Annotated in this window: 13 protein-coding genes and 1 pseudogene; 12 read left to right on the top strand and 2 right to left on the bottom strand. The window is 66.3% G+C overall.

Annotated elements, in window-relative coordinates; translation table 11 throughout:
* The 5 genes and pseudogenes from A3AG_RS34300 to A3AG_RS0101170 form a co-directional block, all read left to right on the top strand.
* Positions 1-221: pseudogene (locus A3AG_RS34300) on the top strand (IS481 family transposase); the annotation flags it as partial.
* Between the two features lie 660 nt (positions 222-881).
* Positions 882-4,172, top strand: coding sequence for a fused isobutyryl-CoA mutase/GTPase IcmF (icmF, locus tag A3AG_RS0101185; RefSeq protein WP_018003779.1), 3,291 nt, complete (start codon positions 882-884; stop codon positions 4,170-4,172).
* A gap of 158 nt (positions 4,173-4,330) precedes the next feature.
* Complete coding sequence (locus tag A3AG_RS0101180; RefSeq protein ID WP_018003778.1) at positions 4,331-4,765, top strand: HIT family protein; 435 nt, start codon at positions 4,331-4,333, stop codon at positions 4,763-4,765.
* Complete coding sequence (locus tag A3AG_RS0101175) at positions 4,762-5,664, top strand: 3-hydroxybutyryl-CoA dehydrogenase (protein WP_276307875.1); 903 nt, start codon at positions 4,762-4,764, stop codon at positions 5,662-5,664. The genes A3AG_RS0101180 and A3AG_RS0101175 overlap by 4 nt, the downstream gene beginning before the upstream one ends.
* A gap of 223 nt (positions 5,665-5,887) precedes the next feature.
* Positions 5,888-6,172 (top strand): hypothetical protein, encoded by a 285-nt coding sequence (locus A3AG_RS0101170; protein ID WP_370866939.1) that lies wholly within the window; start codon positions 5,888-5,890, stop codon positions 6,170-6,172.
* Positions 6,173-6,374: 202 nt separating this feature from the next.
* On the opposite strand, the gene A3AG_RS0101165 is transcribed toward A3AG_RS0101170, so the two are convergent.
* Positions 6,375-6,797 (bottom strand): DUF3293 domain-containing protein, encoded by a 423-nt coding sequence (locus A3AG_RS0101165; RefSeq protein WP_018003775.1) that lies wholly within the window; start codon positions 6,795-6,797, stop codon positions 6,375-6,377.
* Position 6,798: 1 nt separating this feature from the next.
* Positions 6,799-7,467, bottom strand: a complete 669-nt coding sequence (locus A3AG_RS0101160) for a Crp/Fnr family transcriptional regulator (protein ID WP_012351564.1) — start codon at positions 7,465-7,467, stop codon at positions 6,799-6,801.
* Between the two features lie 279 nt (positions 7,468-7,746).
* Between A3AG_RS0101160 and A3AG_RS0101155 the strand changes: the two genes are divergently transcribed.
* The 7 genes from A3AG_RS0101155 to A3AG_RS0101125 all read left to right on the top strand — a co-directional run bounded on the left by A3AG_RS0101155 (position 7,747) and on the right by A3AG_RS0101125 (position 16,601).
* Complete coding sequence (locus A3AG_RS0101155; protein ID WP_018003774.1) at positions 7,747-9,705, top strand: AMP-dependent synthetase/ligase; 1,959 nt, start codon at positions 7,747-7,749, stop codon at positions 9,703-9,705.
* 31 nt (positions 9,706-9,736) lie between these two features.
* The gene (locus A3AG_RS0101150) at positions 9,737-10,699 is read left to right on the top strand and encodes an ABC transporter ATP-binding protein (RefSeq protein WP_018003773.1); all 963 of its coding nucleotides are present in this window, start codon (positions 9,737-9,739) and stop codon (positions 10,697-10,699) included.
* 11 nt (positions 10,700-10,710) lie between these two features.
* Positions 10,711-11,625: a branched-chain amino acid ABC transporter permease gene (locus A3AG_RS0101145; protein WP_018003772.1), complete on the top strand. Its 915-nt coding sequence runs from the start codon at positions 10,711-10,713 to the stop codon at positions 11,623-11,625.
* Between the two features lie 24 nt (positions 11,626-11,649).
* Complete coding sequence (locus A3AG_RS0101140) at positions 11,650-12,726, top strand: branched-chain amino acid ABC transporter permease (RefSeq protein ID WP_018003771.1); 1,077 nt, start codon at positions 11,650-11,652, stop codon at positions 12,724-12,726.
* A 94-nt stretch (positions 12,727-12,820) separates the two neighbouring features.
* Positions 12,821-14,158 carry an ABC transporter substrate-binding protein gene (locus A3AG_RS0101135; RefSeq protein ID WP_018003770.1) on the top strand — a complete coding sequence of 446 codons (1,338 nt, stop codon included), beginning with the start codon at positions 12,821-12,823 and terminating at the stop codon, positions 14,156-14,158.
* 203 nt (positions 14,159-14,361) lie between these two features.
* Entirely contained in the window at positions 14,362-15,177 is an 816-nt protein-coding gene (locus tag A3AG_RS0101130) for an ABC transporter ATP-binding protein (protein ID WP_018003769.1), read from the top strand.
* A gap of 173 nt (positions 15,178-15,350) precedes the next feature.
* Entirely contained in the window at positions 15,351-16,601 is a 1,251-nt protein-coding gene (locus A3AG_RS0101125) for a phenylacetate--CoA ligase family protein (RefSeq protein ID WP_018003768.1), read from the top strand.
* The last annotated feature ends 157 nt before the right edge of the window (positions 16,602-16,758 follow it).

Genomic DNA, 16,758 nt, shown 5'->3' with positions numbered 1-16,758 from the left:
TGCCGCGCGAACTCCCGCCTATCGAGTACGGCAGCGATGACATCGTGCGGAAGGTGGGCGACGGTGGGCGCATCTGCTTCCGGGGAAAGACGTTCCGGGTCGGAAGAGCCCTGATCGGAACGCCCGTAGCGCTGCGCCCTCGCGTGGATCTGGACGGCACCTTTGACGTCTACTTCTGCCATCAAAAGGTGGCCACGATAGACCTACAGCAAGCCTATTAAACTGGAGACTGGACTGTTACCCATGTCCTGGCACATGTGTTACCCATGTCCCCGGTCCATACAGCAAGCGGGAGAGGGGAGAAAACAAGCGGACAAGAAAAGCCCGAAGGATCGCCCGCGATAGCGCGTGCGAGCGCAGCGAAGCACTCCGTGCCAGTGCCCAAGACCAGAGATTGGGAGCGCGCGCAGCGCAGCCGAAGGCGTCCCACCGACAACGCAGTTAGCAGGTGGCCACCGGCCTAAAGTCGGGTTCGTCCATCCGACCCCCAACGCCAGGCACCTCCAGGTAGCGTCAGCAGGGTGGAACCACCAAGCGCCTCACCGCAAGTCACCCCCGTTCGAACCACCAACGCCGCCTTGGCCAGCCGCTCAGGCGACGCGTTTTTTGGTTACTTTTTGGCGCTCGGCCAAAAAGTGACTCGCCGGCTACGCCGGCGAAACAGCCACGCCCGCCAAGGACGACAAAACAACGCGCGGCCCCGCTCCCCAAACACCAGCCACCTACTCTAGATAAGAACCTTCGGTGTTCCGCCCCATTGATTAACGTATACGTCAACGTCATAGTATTGCGAACAATGCGGCCCCCCAACAGCCAGCCAGCGCCGCCCCAAAAATAACTGCGACCAACAAGCAGCCCCAACCCCCGACACGGTGGAGACAATGACCGACCTTTCCGATGTCCATGATGTCCGCCGCGGCGCGCCCCAGCCCAAGCCGGTGCAGCCGGGCACCGGCCCGGCCAACAAGGTGCGCTTCGTCACCGCGGCATCCCTGTTCGACGGTCACGACGCCTCGATCAACATCATGCGCCGCATCCTGCAGTCGCACGGCTGCGAGGTGGTCCACCTCGGCCACAACCGCTCGGTCGAAGAGATCGTGACCGCGGCGCTGCAGGAAGATGCGCAGGGCATTGCGATCTCCAGCTACCAGGGCGGCCATGTCGAATACTTCAAGTACATGGTCGACCTGCTGCGCGACAAGGGCGGCGAGCATGTGCAGGTGTTCGGCGGCGGCGGCGGCGTGATCGTGCCCGACGAGATCCGCGAGCTGCAGGCCTACGGCGTGGCCCGCATCTACAGCCCCGAGGACGGCCAGCGCATGGGCCTGGCCGGCATGATTGCCGATATGGTGCAGCGCTGCGACCTGGACCTGAGCCGCTACGCGCCGACGTCGCTCGATCCCGTTGCCGCCGGCGACCGCCGCGCGCTGGCGCAGCTGATCACCGCGCTCGAAAACGGCAAGGCCGATGCGGCGCTGGTGGCGGCGATGCATGCGCAGGCGCGGCAGGCATCGATTCCCGTGCTGGGCATCACCGGCACCGGCGGCGCCGGCAAATCGTCGCTGACCGACGAACTGATCCGCCGCTTCCGGCTGGACCAGCAGGACGCGCTGTCGATCGCCGTGATCTCGATCGACCCGTCGCGGCGCAAGTCGGGCGGCGCGCTGCTGGGCGACCGCATCCGCATGAATGCGATCAACCACCCGAACATCTTCATGCGCTCGATGGCGACGCGCGAGGCGGGCTCCGAGATCTCGCAGGCGCTGCCCGACGCGATCGCCGCGTGCAAGGTGGCGGGCTTCGACCTGGTGATCGTCGAGACCTCCGGCATCGGCCAGGGCGACGCCGCCATCGTGCCGCACGTGGACTTGTCGCTGTACGTGATGACGCCGGAGTTCGGCGCCGCCAGCCAGCTCGAGAAGATCGACATGCTCGACTTCGCCGACTTCGTCGCCATCAACAAGTTCGACCGCAAGGGCGCGCAGGATGCCTGGCGCGACGTGGCCAAGCAGGTGCAGCGCAACCGCGAGCAATGGCACGGCAAGCCGGAGGACATGCCGGTGTACGGCACCCAGGCGTCGCGCTTCAACGACGATGGCGTCACCCTGCTGTACCAGGGCCTGCGCGAGGCGCTGGCCGGACATGGGCTGAAGGTGAAGGCCGGCACGCTGCCGGTCCTGGCGGGGCGTATCTCCACCGGCCAGAACGTGATCGTGCCGCCGGCACGAAGCCGCTACCTGGCCGAGCTGGCCGACACCGTGCGTGCGTACCACCGCCGCGTCGCCGAGCAGAGCCGCATCGCGCGCGAGCGCCAGCAGCTGCGCGAATCCAGCCGCATGCTGCAGGCCGCGCAGGGCGATGGCGCCGCGCTGGACGCGCTCGCCGCGGAGCGCGACAGCGCGCTGGGCCAGGTCGAACGCAAGCTGCTGGCGATGTGGCCGCAGATGCGCGAGGCCTACAGCGGCGACGAATACGTGGTGAAGATCCGCGACAAGGAGATCCGCACCGGGCTGGTCACCACCACGCTGTCGGGCACCAAGGTGCGCAAGGTGGTGCTGCCGCGCTTCGAGGACGACGGCGAGGTGCTGAAGTGGCTGATGCGCGAAAACGTGCCCGGCAGCTTCCCGTACACCGCCGGCGTGTTCGCCTTCAAGCGCGAGAACGAAGACCCCACGCGCATGTTCGCCGGCGAGGGCGATGCCTTCCGCACCAACCGGCGCTTCAAGCTGGTATCCCAGGGCATGGACGCCAAGCGCCTGTCGACCGCGTTCGACTCGGTCACGCTGTATGGCGAAGACCCGCACGTGCGCCCCGACATCTACGGCAAGGTCGGCAACTCGGGCGTGTCGATCGCCACGCTCGACGACATGAAGGTGCTGTACGACGGCTTCGACCTGACCAGCCCGAGCACCTCGGTGTCGATGACCATCAACGGCCCGGCGCCGACCATCCTGGCGATGTTCATGAACACCGCCATCGACCAGCAGCTCGACAAGTTCCGCGCCGACAACGGCCGCGACCCCACCGCCGACGAAGAGGCCAAGATCCGCGCGTGGGTGCTGCAGAACGTGCGCGGCACGGTGCAGGCCGATATCCTGAAGGAAGACCAGGGCCAGAACACCTGCATCTTCTCCACCGAGTTCTCGCTCAAGGTGATGGGCGATATCCAGGAGTACTTCGTGCACCACCAGGTGCGCAACTTCTACTCGGTGTCGATCTCCGGCTACCACATTGCCGAGGCGGGGGCGAACCCGATCTCGCAGCTCGCCTTCACGCTGTCCAACGGTTTCACCTACGTGGAGGCCTACCTGGCGCGCGGCATGCATATCGACGACTTCGCGCCCAACCTGTCGTTCTTCTTCTCCAACGGCATGGACCCCGAGTACAGCGTGCTGGGCCGCGTCGCGCGCCGCATCTGGGCCGTGACCATGCGCGACAAGTACGGCGCCAACGAGCGCAGCCAGAAGCTGAAGTACCACATCCAGACCTCGGGCCGCTCGCTGCATGCGCAGGAGATCGACTTCAACGACATCCGCACCACGCTGCAGGCGCTGATCGCGATCTATGACAACTGCAACTCGCTGCACACCAATGCCTACGACGAGGCCATCACCACGCCCACCGGCGAATCGGTGCGCCGCGCGCTGGCGATCCAGCTGATCATCAACCGCGAATGGGGCGTGGCCAAGTGCGAGAACCCCAACCAGGGCAGCTTCCTGATCGAGGAACTGACCGACCTGGTGGAAGAAGCGGTGCTGCAGGAGTTCGAGCGCATCGCCGAGCGCGGCGGCGTGCTCGGCGCGATGGAGACCGGCTACCAGCGCGGCAAGATCCAGGAGGAATCGCTCTACTACGAGCAGCTCAAGCACGACGGCACGCTGCCGCTGATCGGCGTGAACACATTCCGCAATCCGGACGGCGACCCGGTGCCGCAGAAGCTGGAACTGGCGCGCTCGAGCGAGGCCGAGAAGCAGAGCCAGCTCGAGCGCCTGCAGGCATTCCAGCAGGCGCATGCCGGCGAAGCGCCGGCGATGCTGAAGCGGCTGCGCCAGGCGGTGATCGACAACCAGAACGTGTTCGCGGTGCTGATGGATGCGGTGCGGGTCTGCTCGCTGGGGCAGATCACGCATGCGCTGTTCGAGGTCGGCGGGCAATACCGGCGCAATATGTAGACCCCACTCCACGCACTGACCGGTAATCGCGCAGGGCGGCCGCGGTGGAGGGCCGCCCTGCGTTACACTCGGATGCTGCGCCGCACCGTCATCGCAGGCAAGCCCGATCATCCGGCGCCTGGCGGCAGCCCATCCCGAGACCACCGCAACACAAGACCATGGACACCCAGTACAGCCCGAACAACATCTTTGCCAGGATCCTGCGCGGCGAAATGCCGTGCATCAAGGTGTACGAGGACGATGACACCATCGCCTTCATGGACATCATGCCGCAGGCCGACGGCCATACCCTGGTGGTGCCCAAGGAAGCCGCGGTCAACCTGTTCGACCTGTCCGAGCGCGGCGCCCAGGCCGCCATCGTCGCCACCCAGCGCGTGGCGCGCGCGGTGCGCGCGGCCTTCAGCCCGGACGGCATCTCGATCGGCCAGTTCAACGGCGCCGCGGCGGGCCAGACCGTGCCGCATGTCCATTTCCACATCGTGCCGCGCTACAACGACCAGTCGCTGCGCGGCCACGCGCGCGACATGCAGGAGCCGGAAGTGCTCCAGGGACATGCCGAGCGCATCATCGCCGCGCTGCGCGAGCAGGCCTGAACCACGCATCCAAGTATTCAACCAAGCAAGCAGAGGAAGACAAGATGGCAATCAAGACTGTAGGTATCGTCGGTGCCGGCACCATGGGCAATGGCATCGCGCAGGCCTGCGCAGTAGTCGGTCTGAATGTGGTGATGGTCGACATCAGTGATGCCGCCGTGCAGAAGGGCGTGGCCACCGTGGCGGGTAGCCTGGACCGGCTGATCAAGAAGGAAAAGCTGACCGAGGCGCAGAAGGCCGACGCGCTGGCGCGAATCAAAGGCAGCACTTCGTATGACGACCTCAAGGCCACCGACATCGTGATCGAGGCCGCGACCGAGAACTACGACCTCAAGGTCAAGATCCTCAGGCAGATCGACGGCATCGTCGGCGACAACGTCATCATCGCGTCGAACACCTCGTCGATCTCGATCACCAAGCTCGCTGCCGTGACCGCGCGCGCCGACCGCTTCATCGGCATGCACTTCTTCAACCCGGTGCCGGTGATGGCGCTGGTCGAACTGATCCGCGGCCTGCAGACCAGCGACGCCACCCACGCCGCCGTCGAAGCGCTGGCCAGGGAACTGGGCAAATACCCGATCACTGTCAAGAACAGCCCGGGCTTCGTCGTCAACCGCATCCTGTGTCCGATGATCAACGAGGCCTTCTGCGTGCTGGGCGAAGGCCTGGCCTCGCCGGAAGAGATCGACGAAGGCATGAAGCTGGGCTGCAACCACCCCATCGGTCCGCTGGCGCTGGCCGACATGATCGGCCTGGACACCATGCTGGCGGTGATGGAAGTGCTGTACACCGAGTTCGCCGATCCGAAATACCGTCCGGCGATGCTGATGCGCGAGATGGTGGCCGCGGGCTACCTGGGACGCAAGACGGGGCGTGGGGTGTACGTGTATAGCAAGTAAGTCGGCCGGCTTTGCCGCATCTACCAGCGGCCGCCTGCGGGCGGCCGCTGCCGTTTCAAGTGCCTGCTCAGGGGCCGCTCAATCCCGCTTACACCGCGTTATATACCGAAACAATCCGCCGCATCTGGTAACAGGAATGCGCGGTAGAGTGCACCCATTCCGTTTACGACAACACCGCATCATGGCTCATCCGGTTCTTTTTGCAGCGCTGCTCGCTGGCGTCATGTCCCTGCTGGCGGCCCGGTCGGCGATGGCGCATGTGGATGTGGGGGTGCATGTCGGCGCACCGGTCTATGCCGCGCCGGCGCCGGTCTATGTGGCGCCGCCGCCTCCGGTGGTGGTCGCGCCGCGCTATCACGGCTGGCATGGCGACCGTTACTGGGACGGCCGGCGCTGGTATGGGCGCCATGAATGGCGCGGCCGGCATCACCATTACCGGCACCATCATCACCGGCATCACCACTATCGCCACCATGGGGGCCACGGCCGCCACGGGCACGGCCACTGAGTGCTGGCGGTTTGCTCCCCTCTCCCGCTTGCGCGAGAGGGGCAGGGGGTGAGGGCAGGCGGCGGCATACCACCGGGCTGACTTCGTGGAGACGCCTGTCCCTCACCCCGGCCCTCTCCCACTCGCGGGAGAGGGAGCACACAACGGTGAGTGAAAGACCCTGGTGCTGTTACCAATCCCGGTGAGCCACCGGTTGCAATGCTCAGCGCAACAGCACCAGCCGCGGCACCGCGTCGGCGCCGCTCCAGACCACGGCGTTCTGCTGGTATTTCTTGCCTAAGGCCCGCGCTTCGGCCAGCGGCAGTCCGGGCACCAGGAAGCTCGGTTCGGCCGGCCAGCCGTTGTCGGGATGCTCGCCGGCGGCTTCGATGGCGCGCAGCACCAGTGCGCCGATATCCTGAGCCAGCTCCTGTTGCCGGCGCGCGTTGGCCGCATCGTCGCAGCGCTGGCTGAACGGGTTGGCCGCGGTGAGGAAGGCGCTGCAATCCACCCCCAGCACACGATGCAGCGCGGCCAGCGCGGCGCTGGGCTGGTCGATGCGCAAGGTCATCGGCGTGTCGCCCAGCACCCGGTAGTGCGTTTCGCGATACGCCCGCAGGGTGTCGGCGTCGATGGCGCTGGCCACCTTACTCCCCGTACTGCCGCAGTCCGTCGAGGTCCAGCACCTCGATCACGCCGTAGTCCACCCGCACCAGCCCCTGCTGTTCCAGCACCTTCAGCGCCTGGTTGGCGCGCTGGCGCGAGATGCCGGCGAGCAGGCCGATTTCTTCCTGCGAGATCTCCAGCGTCTTGCCGATGCCCGGATACAGGTGCTCGTTGAACAGTGACGACACCGCGCGCGCCACGCGCGAATCGATGTCGAGCAGCCGTTCATACTCCACCGCCGCGATGAACTGCCCCAGGCGCTCGTTGAACTGGGTCAGCAGGAAGCGCGTGAACGGCAGGCTGGTATCCAGCAGCCACTGAAAAGTGTCGCGCGGCAGGAAGGCGATGGTCGAGCGGCGCAGCGCCATCACGTCGTACTTGCGGATCTCCGACTTCAGCACCGCGCCTTCGCCGAACCAGCCGCCGGTGGGCACGCCGGTGAAGGTGACCGACTTGCCCGACGGCGACACCGTGGTGATCTTGACGATCCCTTCGAGCACGCCCAGCCAGTGCTCGGCCTTGTCGCCCTTGTGGCAGACGTAGTCACCCTGGCTGTACTCGTGCACGAACATGGCGCGGCGCACGCGCTCGCGCTGCTCCGGACTCAGGTCTGCTGCCCACACGCAGCGGTCGACAAAATCGTTCAGCATGGCCTCGCGGAAGCTCCGGTAGGGATTAACCCGGAATTGTCACCGGCGTGACAACCGGGGGTGTTGGCATGGGCTATCGTACGATCACAACGGAACCGCGGGTGCCACCAGGGCCACGCCGGGAAGGCAGAAGACGCTTCTCCCGGCCCCTGAAACAAGGCACAGACGGGCTTGATGCGATGCGGCAGATGCCGCCGGGCAAAGCAAGCCAAGTATAACGACCGGACCGGCGCTTGACACCGGGCGTGGACCCCCACGCCGGAGGGACAGGAGACAGCGATGCAGGAATCGTCGGCGACGACCTTCCCGCGATGGCTGCTGGCGCATGCCCAGCAGCGGCCGGAGCATCCGGCCTATCGCGAGAAGGATCTCGGCATCTGGCAGACATACAGCTGGGCCCAGGCGGCACAGCAGGTGAGGGCGCTGGCATGTGGTCTGGCCGCGCTCGGCTTCAAGCGCGGCATGAACCTGGCAGTGGTGGGCGACAACCGTCCGCGCCTGTACTGGGCCATGACCGCGGCGCAGGCGTTGGGCGGCGTGCCGGTGCCGCTGTATCAGGACGCCATCGCCAACGAGATGGTCTACGTGCTCAACGATGCGGAGATCGAGTTCGCCATCGTCGAGGACCAGGAACAGGTCGACAAGCTGCTCGAGGTGGAAGCGCAGCTGGCCGAGTCCGGCCGCGCCGTGCGCCACGTCATCTTCGAAGACCCGCGCGGCCTGCTCGACTACGACCATCCCTCGCTGATGTCGTACGAGCGCCTGCAGGAACTGGGGCGCGAGTTCGACCAGGCCCATCCTGGCTTCTATGACGAGGCCATCGCCGCCGGGCAGCCCGACGACACCGCGATCATCCTCTATACGTCCGGCACCACCGGCAAGCCCAAGGGCGTGTGCCATTCGCACCAGGGCCTGATCGGCTCCGCGCGCAACGGCTGCGCCTTCGACAAGCTCAGCGCCGATGACGACGTGCTGTCCTACCTGCCGATGGCGTGGGTCGGCGACAACCTGTTCTCGTATGCGCAGGCGATGGTGGCGGGCTTTACGGTGAACTGCCCGGAATCGCGCGAAACGGTGATGACCGACCTGCGCGAGATCGGCCCGACCTACTACTTTGCGCCCCCGCGCATCTACGAGGGGCTGCTGACGCAGGTGATGATCCGCATGGAGGATGCCGGCTGGATCAAGCGCAAGCTGTTCCACTGGGCCATGGACGTGGCGCGCCGCTGCGGCACCGCCATCCTCGACGGCCAGCCGGTGTCGCCGGCGGACCGTGCGCGCTATGCGCTGGGCGAGGCGCTGGTCTATGGCCCGCTGCGCAATGTGCTGGGCATGAGCCGCATCCGCGTGGCCTATACCGCGGGCGAGGCGATCGGCCCGGACCTGTTCCGCTTCTACCGCTCGATCGGCGTGAACCTGAAGCAGTTCTACGGCCAGACCGAGACCTGCGCCTATGTGTGCCTGCAGCCCGACGGCAAGGTCAAGTTCGACTCGGTGGGGCCGGCCGCGCCGGGCATGGAAATCCGCATCGCCGACAACGGCGAGGTGCTGGTGCGCGGCGTGGGCCTGCTCAAGTCCTACTACAAGCGCGAGGATGCCACGCGCGAGGCCATCAATGACGAGGGCTACTTCATGACCGGCGACGCCGGCGTGATCGACGCCGACGGCCACTTGAAGATCATCGACCGCGCCAAGGACGTGGGCAAGCTCGCCGATGGCTCGATGTTCGCGCCCAAGTACATCGAGAACAAGCTCAAGTTCTTCCCGTACATCAAGGAGGCAGTGGCCTTCGGCAGCGGCCGCGACCGGGTCTGCGCCTTCATCAACATCGATTTCGAGGCGGTCGGCAACTGGGCCGAGCGGCGCCACCTGCCGTACGCGGGTTATGTCGACCTGGCCGCGCAGCCGGACGTGCTGGAAATGATCGGCGAATGCGTGAACCAGGTGAATGCGGACCTTGCCAACGACCCGATGCTGGCCGGTTCGCAAATCGCGCGCTTCCTGGTGCTGCACAAGGAGCTGGACCCGGACGACGACGAGCTCACCCGCACGCGCAAGGTACGGCGCGGCTTTATCGCGGAGAAGTACGGCGTGCTGGTCGACGCGCTCTACGCGGGCAAGTCGGAGCAGTTCATCGAGACTCGCGTCAAGTTCGAAGACGGGCGCGAGGGCAGCGTGTCGGCCACGCTGAAGCTGGTGGATGCCAGGCGGCTGCCGGTAGCGGCGTGCGCGGCATAAGCGCCATAACAGCACAGGTGGAGGCAGCAACATGACACAAGTGGCCTGGCAAGGCGGCGGCAAGCGCGAATGGAGCGCGGCGGCACGCACCGATGCAAGCAGCGCCGGCGGTGGCGGGGCGATGGCGCCGGCAGGACCGCTGCCCCCGGCGGGGCTGGCGGATGACAGCGGCGTGCATCCCGGCACGCGCCACGCGCAGCGCACCGGCGCGCAGGCGCGCACCGGCGGCGAGGTGATCCTCGACCTGCAGCATATCTCGCTGTCGTTCGGCGGGGTCAAGGCGCTGACCGATATCTCGTTCGACGTGTGCGAGCACGAGGTGCGCGCCATCATCGGCCCCAACGGCGCCGGCAAGAGTTCGATGCTGAACGTGATCAACGGCGTCTACCACCCGCAGCAGGGACGCATCGTGTTCCGCGGCGAGGAACGCAAGCAGATGCACCCGACCGCCGCGGCGCGCCAGGGCATTGCGCGCACGTTCCAGAACATCGCGCTATTCAAGGGCATGACGGTGCTGGACAACATCATGACCGGCCGCAACACGCAGTTCCGCACCTCGTGGTTCGCGCACGCGCTGTGGTGGGGCCCGGCGCGCAACGAGGAAATGCGGCACCGGCAGAAGGTGGAGGAGGTGATCGACTTCCTGGAAATCCAGTCGATCCGCAAGACGCCGGTGGGGCGCTTGCCGTACGGCCTGCAGAAGCGCGTCGAGCTGGCGCGCGCGCTGGCGGCCGAGCCGTCGATGCTGCTGCTCGACGAACCGATGGCCGGCATGAACGTGGAAGAGAAGCAGGACATGTGCCGCTTCATCCTCGATGTGAACCGGCAGTTCGGCACCACCATCGTGCTGATCGAACACGACATGGGCGTGGTGATGGACATCTCCGACCGGGTCGTGGTGCTGGACTATGGCAAGAAGATCGGCGACGGCACGCCGGAAGAGGTCAAGGGCAACCCTGACGTGATCAAGGCATACCTGGGCACTTCGCACTGAGGGTCTGAACCATGACGTTCTTCTTTGAAATCCTGCTCGGCGGCCTGCTGTCGGGACTGATGTACTCGCTGGTGGCGCTGGGCTTCGTGCTGATCTACAAGGCCTCGGGCGTGTTCAACTTTGCCCAGGGCGCGATGGTCTACTTTGCCGCGCTGGCGGTGGTGGGGCTGATGGACAAGGGCATGCCGATGTGGGCGGCGGTGATCGGCGCCTTCGTGGTGATGATCCTGGTGGGCATGAGCACCGAGCGCTTCGTGCTGCGCAAGCTGGTCAACCAGCCGCCGATCACGCTGTTCATGGCGACGATCGGGCTGTCGTTCTTCCTGGAAGGGCTGGGACCGCTGCTGTTCGGCAATGAAGTGCGCCCGATCCACCTGGGCATCGTCGATGAGCCGATCGAATCGATCCTGACCACCTTCAACATCGTCATCTCCAAGTTCGACCTCGCGGCAGCCGCCATTGCCGGCGTGCTGGTGGGATCGCTGGCGCTGTTCTTCCAGTACACCAAGGTCGGGCGCGCGCTGCGCGCCGTGGCCGATGACCACCAGGCGGCGCTGTCGCTGGGCATCCCGCTGCAGAACATCTGGGCCATCGTGTGGGGCGTGGCCGGCTTCGTCGCGCTGGTGGCGGGCATGCTGTGGGGCTCGCGCAATGGCGTGCAGTTCGCGTTGACGCTGACCGCGCTGAAGGCGCTGCCGGTGCTGATCCTGGGCGGCTTTACCTCGGTGCCCGGCGCCATCGTCGGCGGACTGATCATCGGCGCCTCGGAGAAGCTGGCCGAGATCTATATCCCGCCGGTGTTCCAGTCGGTGTTCGGCGGCAATTTCGGCGGCATCGAAGGGTGGTTCCCGTATGTGTTCGCGCTGTTGTTCCTGCTGGTGCGGCCCGAGGGGCTGTTCGGCGAAAAACATATTGATCGCGTCTGACCGACTTCGCACAGGAGAGTTGCCATGTTTTATCGTGAAGCCGGCCAGTTCAAGACCAGCTACGTTGCCGACAGCCAGATCTTCCCGATCCGCCAGGACCGCATCGGCTTTGCGGTGCTGATGGCGATCGCCTTCGTGGCGATCCCGTTCATCGGCTCGGAATACTGGTTCTCGGCCATCCTGATCCCGTTCCTGATCTTCTCGCTGGCGGCGCTGGGGCTGAATATCCTGACCGGCTATGCCGGCCAGCTGTCGCTGGGCACCGCGGCCTTCATGGCGGTGGGCGCGTATGCGGCCTACAACTTCCAGCTGCGCATCGAAGGCATGCCGGTGCTGCTGACCTTTGTCCTGGCGGGCCTGTCGGCGGCGCTGGTGGGGGTGGCGTTCGGGCTGCCGTCGCTGCGCATCAAGGGCTTCTACCTGGCGGTGGCCACGCTCGCGGCGCAGTTCTTCGTGGTGTGGGCGCTGACCAAGTTCCCCTGGTTCTCCAACAACAGTTCGTCGGGCGTGATCACGGCGCAGCGGCTGGACCTGTTCGGCTACGCCATCGACACCCCGGTGAAGAAGTACCTGTTCGTGCTGGCCATCGTCACGGTGCTGGCGCTGGCGGCCAAGAACATGGTGCGTTCGGCCACCGGCCGCGCCTGGATGTCGGTGCGCGACATGGACGTGGCGGCGGAAGTCATCGGCATCCCGCTGATGCGCACCAAGCTGCTGGCGTTCGCGGTCAGCTCGTTCTATTGCGGCGTAGCCGGCGCGCTTTACGCGTTCTGCTACCTGGGCTCGGTCGAGCCGGACGGCTTCTCGCTGGACCTGTCGTTCCGCGTGCTGTTCATGATCATCATCGGCGGCGTGGGCAGCATCATGGGCTCGTTCCTCGGCGCCGCCTTCATCCTGCTGCTGCCGATCTTCCTGGACAACGTGCTGCCGCCGCTGGCCTCGCTGCTGCACCTGCCCTTTACCAATGCCACCGTGTCGCACATCCAGCTGATGGTGTTCGGCGGGCTGATCATCTTCTTCCTGATCGTCGAGCCGCACGGGCTGGCCCGGCTGTGGCAGATCGCCAAGGAGAAGCTGAGGCTGTGGCCGTTCCCGCACTGACGGAGCGGGATCTTATTGTCTGAACGCAGGTCCTGAGTGAAGTACTGAAGCCTACGCATAACGAAACGCCCCACCGAGGGCGAAGGAGACTGTCATGACCAACCTGATCCGCAACGTGCAACGCGCCGCCCTGGTGGTCAGCGCCGCGGCTGCACTGCTGGCGCCGGCGGCGCCGGCACTGGCGCAAAGCAACGAGCAGTTCATCGCGCTGCCGAGCTATCGCGTGGGGCCCTATGGCGCCAACGGGCAGTCCTGGTATGGCGGCTTCATCGACTACCTGAACTACGTCAACCTGAAGGACGGCGGCGTCAACGGCGTCAAGCTCAGCTGGGAAGAGTGCGAGACCGAGTACAACAACGCCAAGGGCGTCGAGTGCTATGAGCGGCTGAAGGCCAAGAACGCCACCACCAAGGGCACCGCCTACCACGCCATGTCGACCGGCATCTCGTACGCGCTGGTCGACAAGACCGCGGCCGACAAGGTGCCGCTGGTGATGATGGGCTACGGCCGCACCGACGCGGTCGACGGCTCGGTGTTCCCGTACGCGTTCCCGCTGGTGACCACCTACCAGATGCAGGTTTCGGCCATCGTCAAGTACCTGGCCGGCAAGAGCGGCGGCTCGCTGGCGGGCAAGAAGATCGTCTACCTGTACCACGACTCGGCCTATGGCAAGGAGCCGATCGTGGCGCTGCAGGCCGAGGCGCGGCTGGGCAAGTTCAACCTGGTCGAGATCCCGGTGGCCCACCCCGGCAACGAGCAGGGCGCGCAGTGGCTGAAGATCCGCCAGGAAAACCCTGACTACGTGATCTTCTGGGGCTGGGGCGTGATGAACCAGACCGCGCTGAAGGCGGCGCAGAAGGTCGGCTTCTCGCGCGAGAAGATGATCGGCTCCTGGTGGGCGGGCTCCGAGGAAGACACGGTGCCGGCCGGCGATGCCTCCAAGGGCTACATGAGCGCGACCTGGAACGTGGCCGGCAAAAGCGTGCCGCTGATCGCCGATATCGAGAAGGTGGTGTACGGCGCCGGCAAGGGCAATATGCAGGACAAGAACAAGGTCGGCTCGGTGCTGTACAACCGCGGCGTGTCGGCGGCGGTAGTGACGGTGGAGGCGGTGCGCGTGGCGCAGGCCAAGTTCGGCAAGGGCAAGCCCATGACCGGCGAGCAGATGCGCTGGGCCTTCGAGAACCTGAACCTGACCAATGCCCGCCTGCAGCAACTGGGCGCCACCGGCCTGCTGCCGGAGATCAAGACCAGCTGCGAGAACCACGAGGGCTCGGGCAAGGTGAAGATCCAGCAGTGGGACGGCAGCAAGTGGGTGGTGGTGTCGGACTGGATCGAGGGCAACAAGGGCCTGATCCACCCGCTGTTCAAGGCCACCGCTGCGCAGTACGCGAAGGAGAAGGGGATTACGCCAGGGTGCTCGAAGAGCTGACGGCCCCCGACTCCCGACGGTTTGCTCCGCTCTCCCGCTCGCTGGAGAGGAGCGGGGGTGAGGGCGGGCGCTGGCCTTAGCGAGGCCATTCACTTCGTGGCGACGCCCGCCCTCACCCCAACCCTCTCCCAGGGGGAGAGGGGGTACACCGGCAGCAAGCTGAAAGTCCAACGCAACATCGCCACACCAACCCGAGCCGCACCATGAGCCTCCTGTCCGTCAACAACATCGAAGTCATCTACGATCACGTGATCCTGGTGCTCAAGGGCGTCTCGCTCGAAGTGCCGGAGGGCAAGATCGTGGCGCTGCTGGGCGCCAACGGCGCCGGCAAGACCACCACGCTCAAGGCCATCTCCAACCTGCTGCAGGCCGAGCGCGGCGATGTCACCAAGGGCTCGATCGAGTACCGCGGCGACCGCGTCGACCAGCTCACCCCCAATGACCTGGTGCGCCGCGGCGTGATCCAGGTGATGGAAGGGCGCCACTGCTTCGCGCACCTGACCATCGAGGAAAACCTGCTCACCGGCGCCTATACGCGCGGCCTGTCGCGCGGCCAGACCCGCGACGAGCTGGAGAAGATCTACGAATACTTCCCGCGCCTGAAGACGCGCCGCAAGTCGCAGGCGGGCTACACCTCCGGCGGCGAGCAGCAGATGTGCGCGATCGGCCGGGCCATGATGGCCAAGCCCGCGATGATCCTGCTGGACGAGCCCTCGATGGGGCTGGCGCCGCAGATCGTCGAGGAGATCTTCGAGATCGTGCGCGGCCTGAACTCGCGCGAGAACGTCAGCTTCCTGCTGGCCGAGCAGAACACCATGGTGGCGCTGCGCTATGCCGACTACGGCTACATCCTCGAGAACGGCCGCGTGGTGATGGACGGCGACGCCGAGTCGCTGCGCACCAACGAGGACGTCAAGGAGTTCTACCTGGGCGTGGCGGCCAACGACGCCGACGGCCCCGGCCGCAAGTCGTTCCGCGACGTGAAGAGCTACCGCCGCCGCAAGCGCTGGCTGGCCTGAAAAGGACGCATAGACCGGCTGCGCATGCCGTATCGAGCCCTGCGATGCTCGCCGTACCGGTGTACGGCTGCGCGTCTCGGACTCGCTACGGCCCGCTCGCGGCGGTCTCTGCGCCCTTCTCGGACACGCTAGACCATTAATGCAAACCTTTGCCATCCACGGCAGCACTGATCATGCCCGAACACTTCGATCCGCTCGAAACCCGCGCGCCGGAAGTCCGCGAGCAGGCGCTCCTTGCCGCCCTGGCACGCCAGGTGGCGCATGCGCGCGACCACGCGCCTTATTTTGCCGAGCTGCTGGGCGGGGTCGATCCGCGCCTGCTGACCTCGCGCGCGGCGCTGGCCGAGCTGCCGGTGACGCGCAAGTCGGACCTGAGCGCGCGCCAGCGCGCGCTGCCGCCGCTGGGCGGGCTCAACGCGACGCCGCTGGGCAAGCTGCGCCACGTGTTCCAGTCGCCCGGCCCGATCCACGAGCCCGACGGCCACGACGCCGACTGGTGGCGTACCGCGCGTGCCATGCACGCCGCCGGCTTTCGCGCCGGCGACCTGGTCTACAACACCTTCTCGTACCACTTCACCCCGGCCGGCATGATGATGGAAAGCGGCGCCCACCGGCTGGGCTGCTGCGTGTTCCCGGCCGGCGTCGGCCAGACCGATTCGCAGGTGCAGGCGCTGGCGAGCCTGCAGCCGGCCGCCTATGCCGGCACGCCGTCGTTCCTCAAGCTGCTGCTCGAGCGCGGCGATGAGCTCGGCACGCCCTGCACCAGCCTGGCCAAGGCGCTGGTCTCGGGCGAGGCCCTGCCGCCGTCGCTGCGCAACTGGTTCCGGGATCGCGGGGTGCGCGTGCAGCAGATGTACGGCACCGCCGATGTCGGCCTGATCGCGTATGAAACCGCAGGCGGCGACGGCTGGGTGGTGGACGAGGGCGTGCTGGTCGAGATCGTCGAGCCTGGCGGCTCGCGCCCGATGCCCGAAGGCGAGACCGGCGAGGTGGTGGTGACGGTGCTCGGCAATGGCGACTACCCGCTGATCCGCTTCGGCACCGGCGACCTGTCGGCCGTGGTGCCGGCGTCGTCGCAGCGGCCCAGCCCGTGCGGCCGCACCAATATCCGCCTGAAGGGCTGGCTCGGCCGCGCGGACCAGGCGACCAAGGTCAAGGGCATGTTCGTGCATCCCGGCCAAGTGGCCGACGTGCTGCGGCGCCATCCGGAAATCCGCGCGGCGCGGCTGGTGGTGACCGGCGATCCCGGCGCCGACGTGATGACGCTGCGCTGCGAGGCCACGCGCGAGGATGCCGAACTGCAGCGCGCGGTGGCCGAGTCGCTGCGCGAGGTGATGCGGCTGCGAGGCGAGGTGGCGTTCGTGGCGGCGGGATCGTTGCCGCAGGATGGGCGGCTGATCGAGGATGCGCGCAAGTACGAGTGAGGGAGCTTGCCGGGCGAGCGCCTGACTTCGTTGACGCGCTCGCCCTCACCCCTCTCCCGCGCGCTGTATGGACCGGGGACATGGGTAACACATGTGCCAGGACATGGGTAACAGTCCAGTCTCCAGTTTAATAGGCTTGCTGTAGGTCTATCGTGGC

This window comes from Cupriavidus neocaledonicus, assembly GCF_000372525.1.
GTDB classification, from domain to species: Bacteria; Pseudomonadota; Gammaproteobacteria; order Burkholderiales; family Burkholderiaceae; genus Cupriavidus; species Cupriavidus neocaledonicus.
The sequence above is the reverse complement of the archived record's forward strand: the minus strand, read 5'-3'. Positions and strand labels throughout refer to the sequence as shown.

What these genes read in the sequence shown, in the direction of transcription:
- A3AG_RS0101170 (WP_370866939.1), top strand. Translation starts at nt 5,888, where the DNA reads ATGTCCCTGCTGGCGGCCCGGTCGGCGATGGCGCATGTGGATGTGGGG.
- A3AG_RS0101125 (WP_018003768.1), top strand. Translation starts at nt 15,351, where the DNA reads ATGCCCGAACACTTCGATCCGCTCGAAACCCGCGCGCCGGAAGTCCGC.
- A3AG_RS0101130 (WP_018003769.1), top strand. Translation starts at nt 14,362, where the DNA reads ATGAGCCTCCTGTCCGTCAACAACATCGAAGTCATCTACGATCACGTG.
- icmF (WP_018003779.1), top strand. Translation starts at nt 882, where the DNA reads ATGACCGACCTTTCCGATGTCCATGATGTCCGCCGCGGCGCGCCCCAG.
- A3AG_RS0101135 (WP_018003770.1), top strand. Translation starts at nt 12,821, where the DNA reads ATGACCAACCTGATCCGCAACGTGCAACGCGCCGCCCTGGTGGTCAGC.
- A3AG_RS0101180 (WP_018003778.1), top strand. Translation starts at nt 4,331, where the DNA reads ATGGACACCCAGTACAGCCCGAACAACATCTTTGCCAGGATCCTGCGC.
- A3AG_RS0101145 (WP_018003772.1), top strand. Translation starts at nt 10,711, where the DNA reads ATGACGTTCTTCTTTGAAATCCTGCTCGGCGGCCTGCTGTCGGGACTG.
- A3AG_RS0101160 (WP_012351564.1), bottom strand. Translation starts at nt 7,467, where the DNA reads ATGCTGAACGATTTTGTCGACCGCTGCGTGTGGGCAGCAGACCTGAGT.
- A3AG_RS0101140 (WP_018003771.1), top strand. Translation starts at nt 11,650, where the DNA reads ATGTTTTATCGTGAAGCCGGCCAGTTCAAGACCAGCTACGTTGCCGAC.
- A3AG_RS0101155 (WP_018003774.1), top strand. Translation starts at nt 7,747, where the DNA reads ATGCAGGAATCGTCGGCGACGACCTTCCCGCGATGGCTGCTGGCGCAT.
- A3AG_RS0101150 (WP_018003773.1), top strand. Translation starts at nt 9,737, where the DNA reads ATGACACAAGTGGCCTGGCAAGGCGGCGGCAAGCGCGAATGGAGCGCG.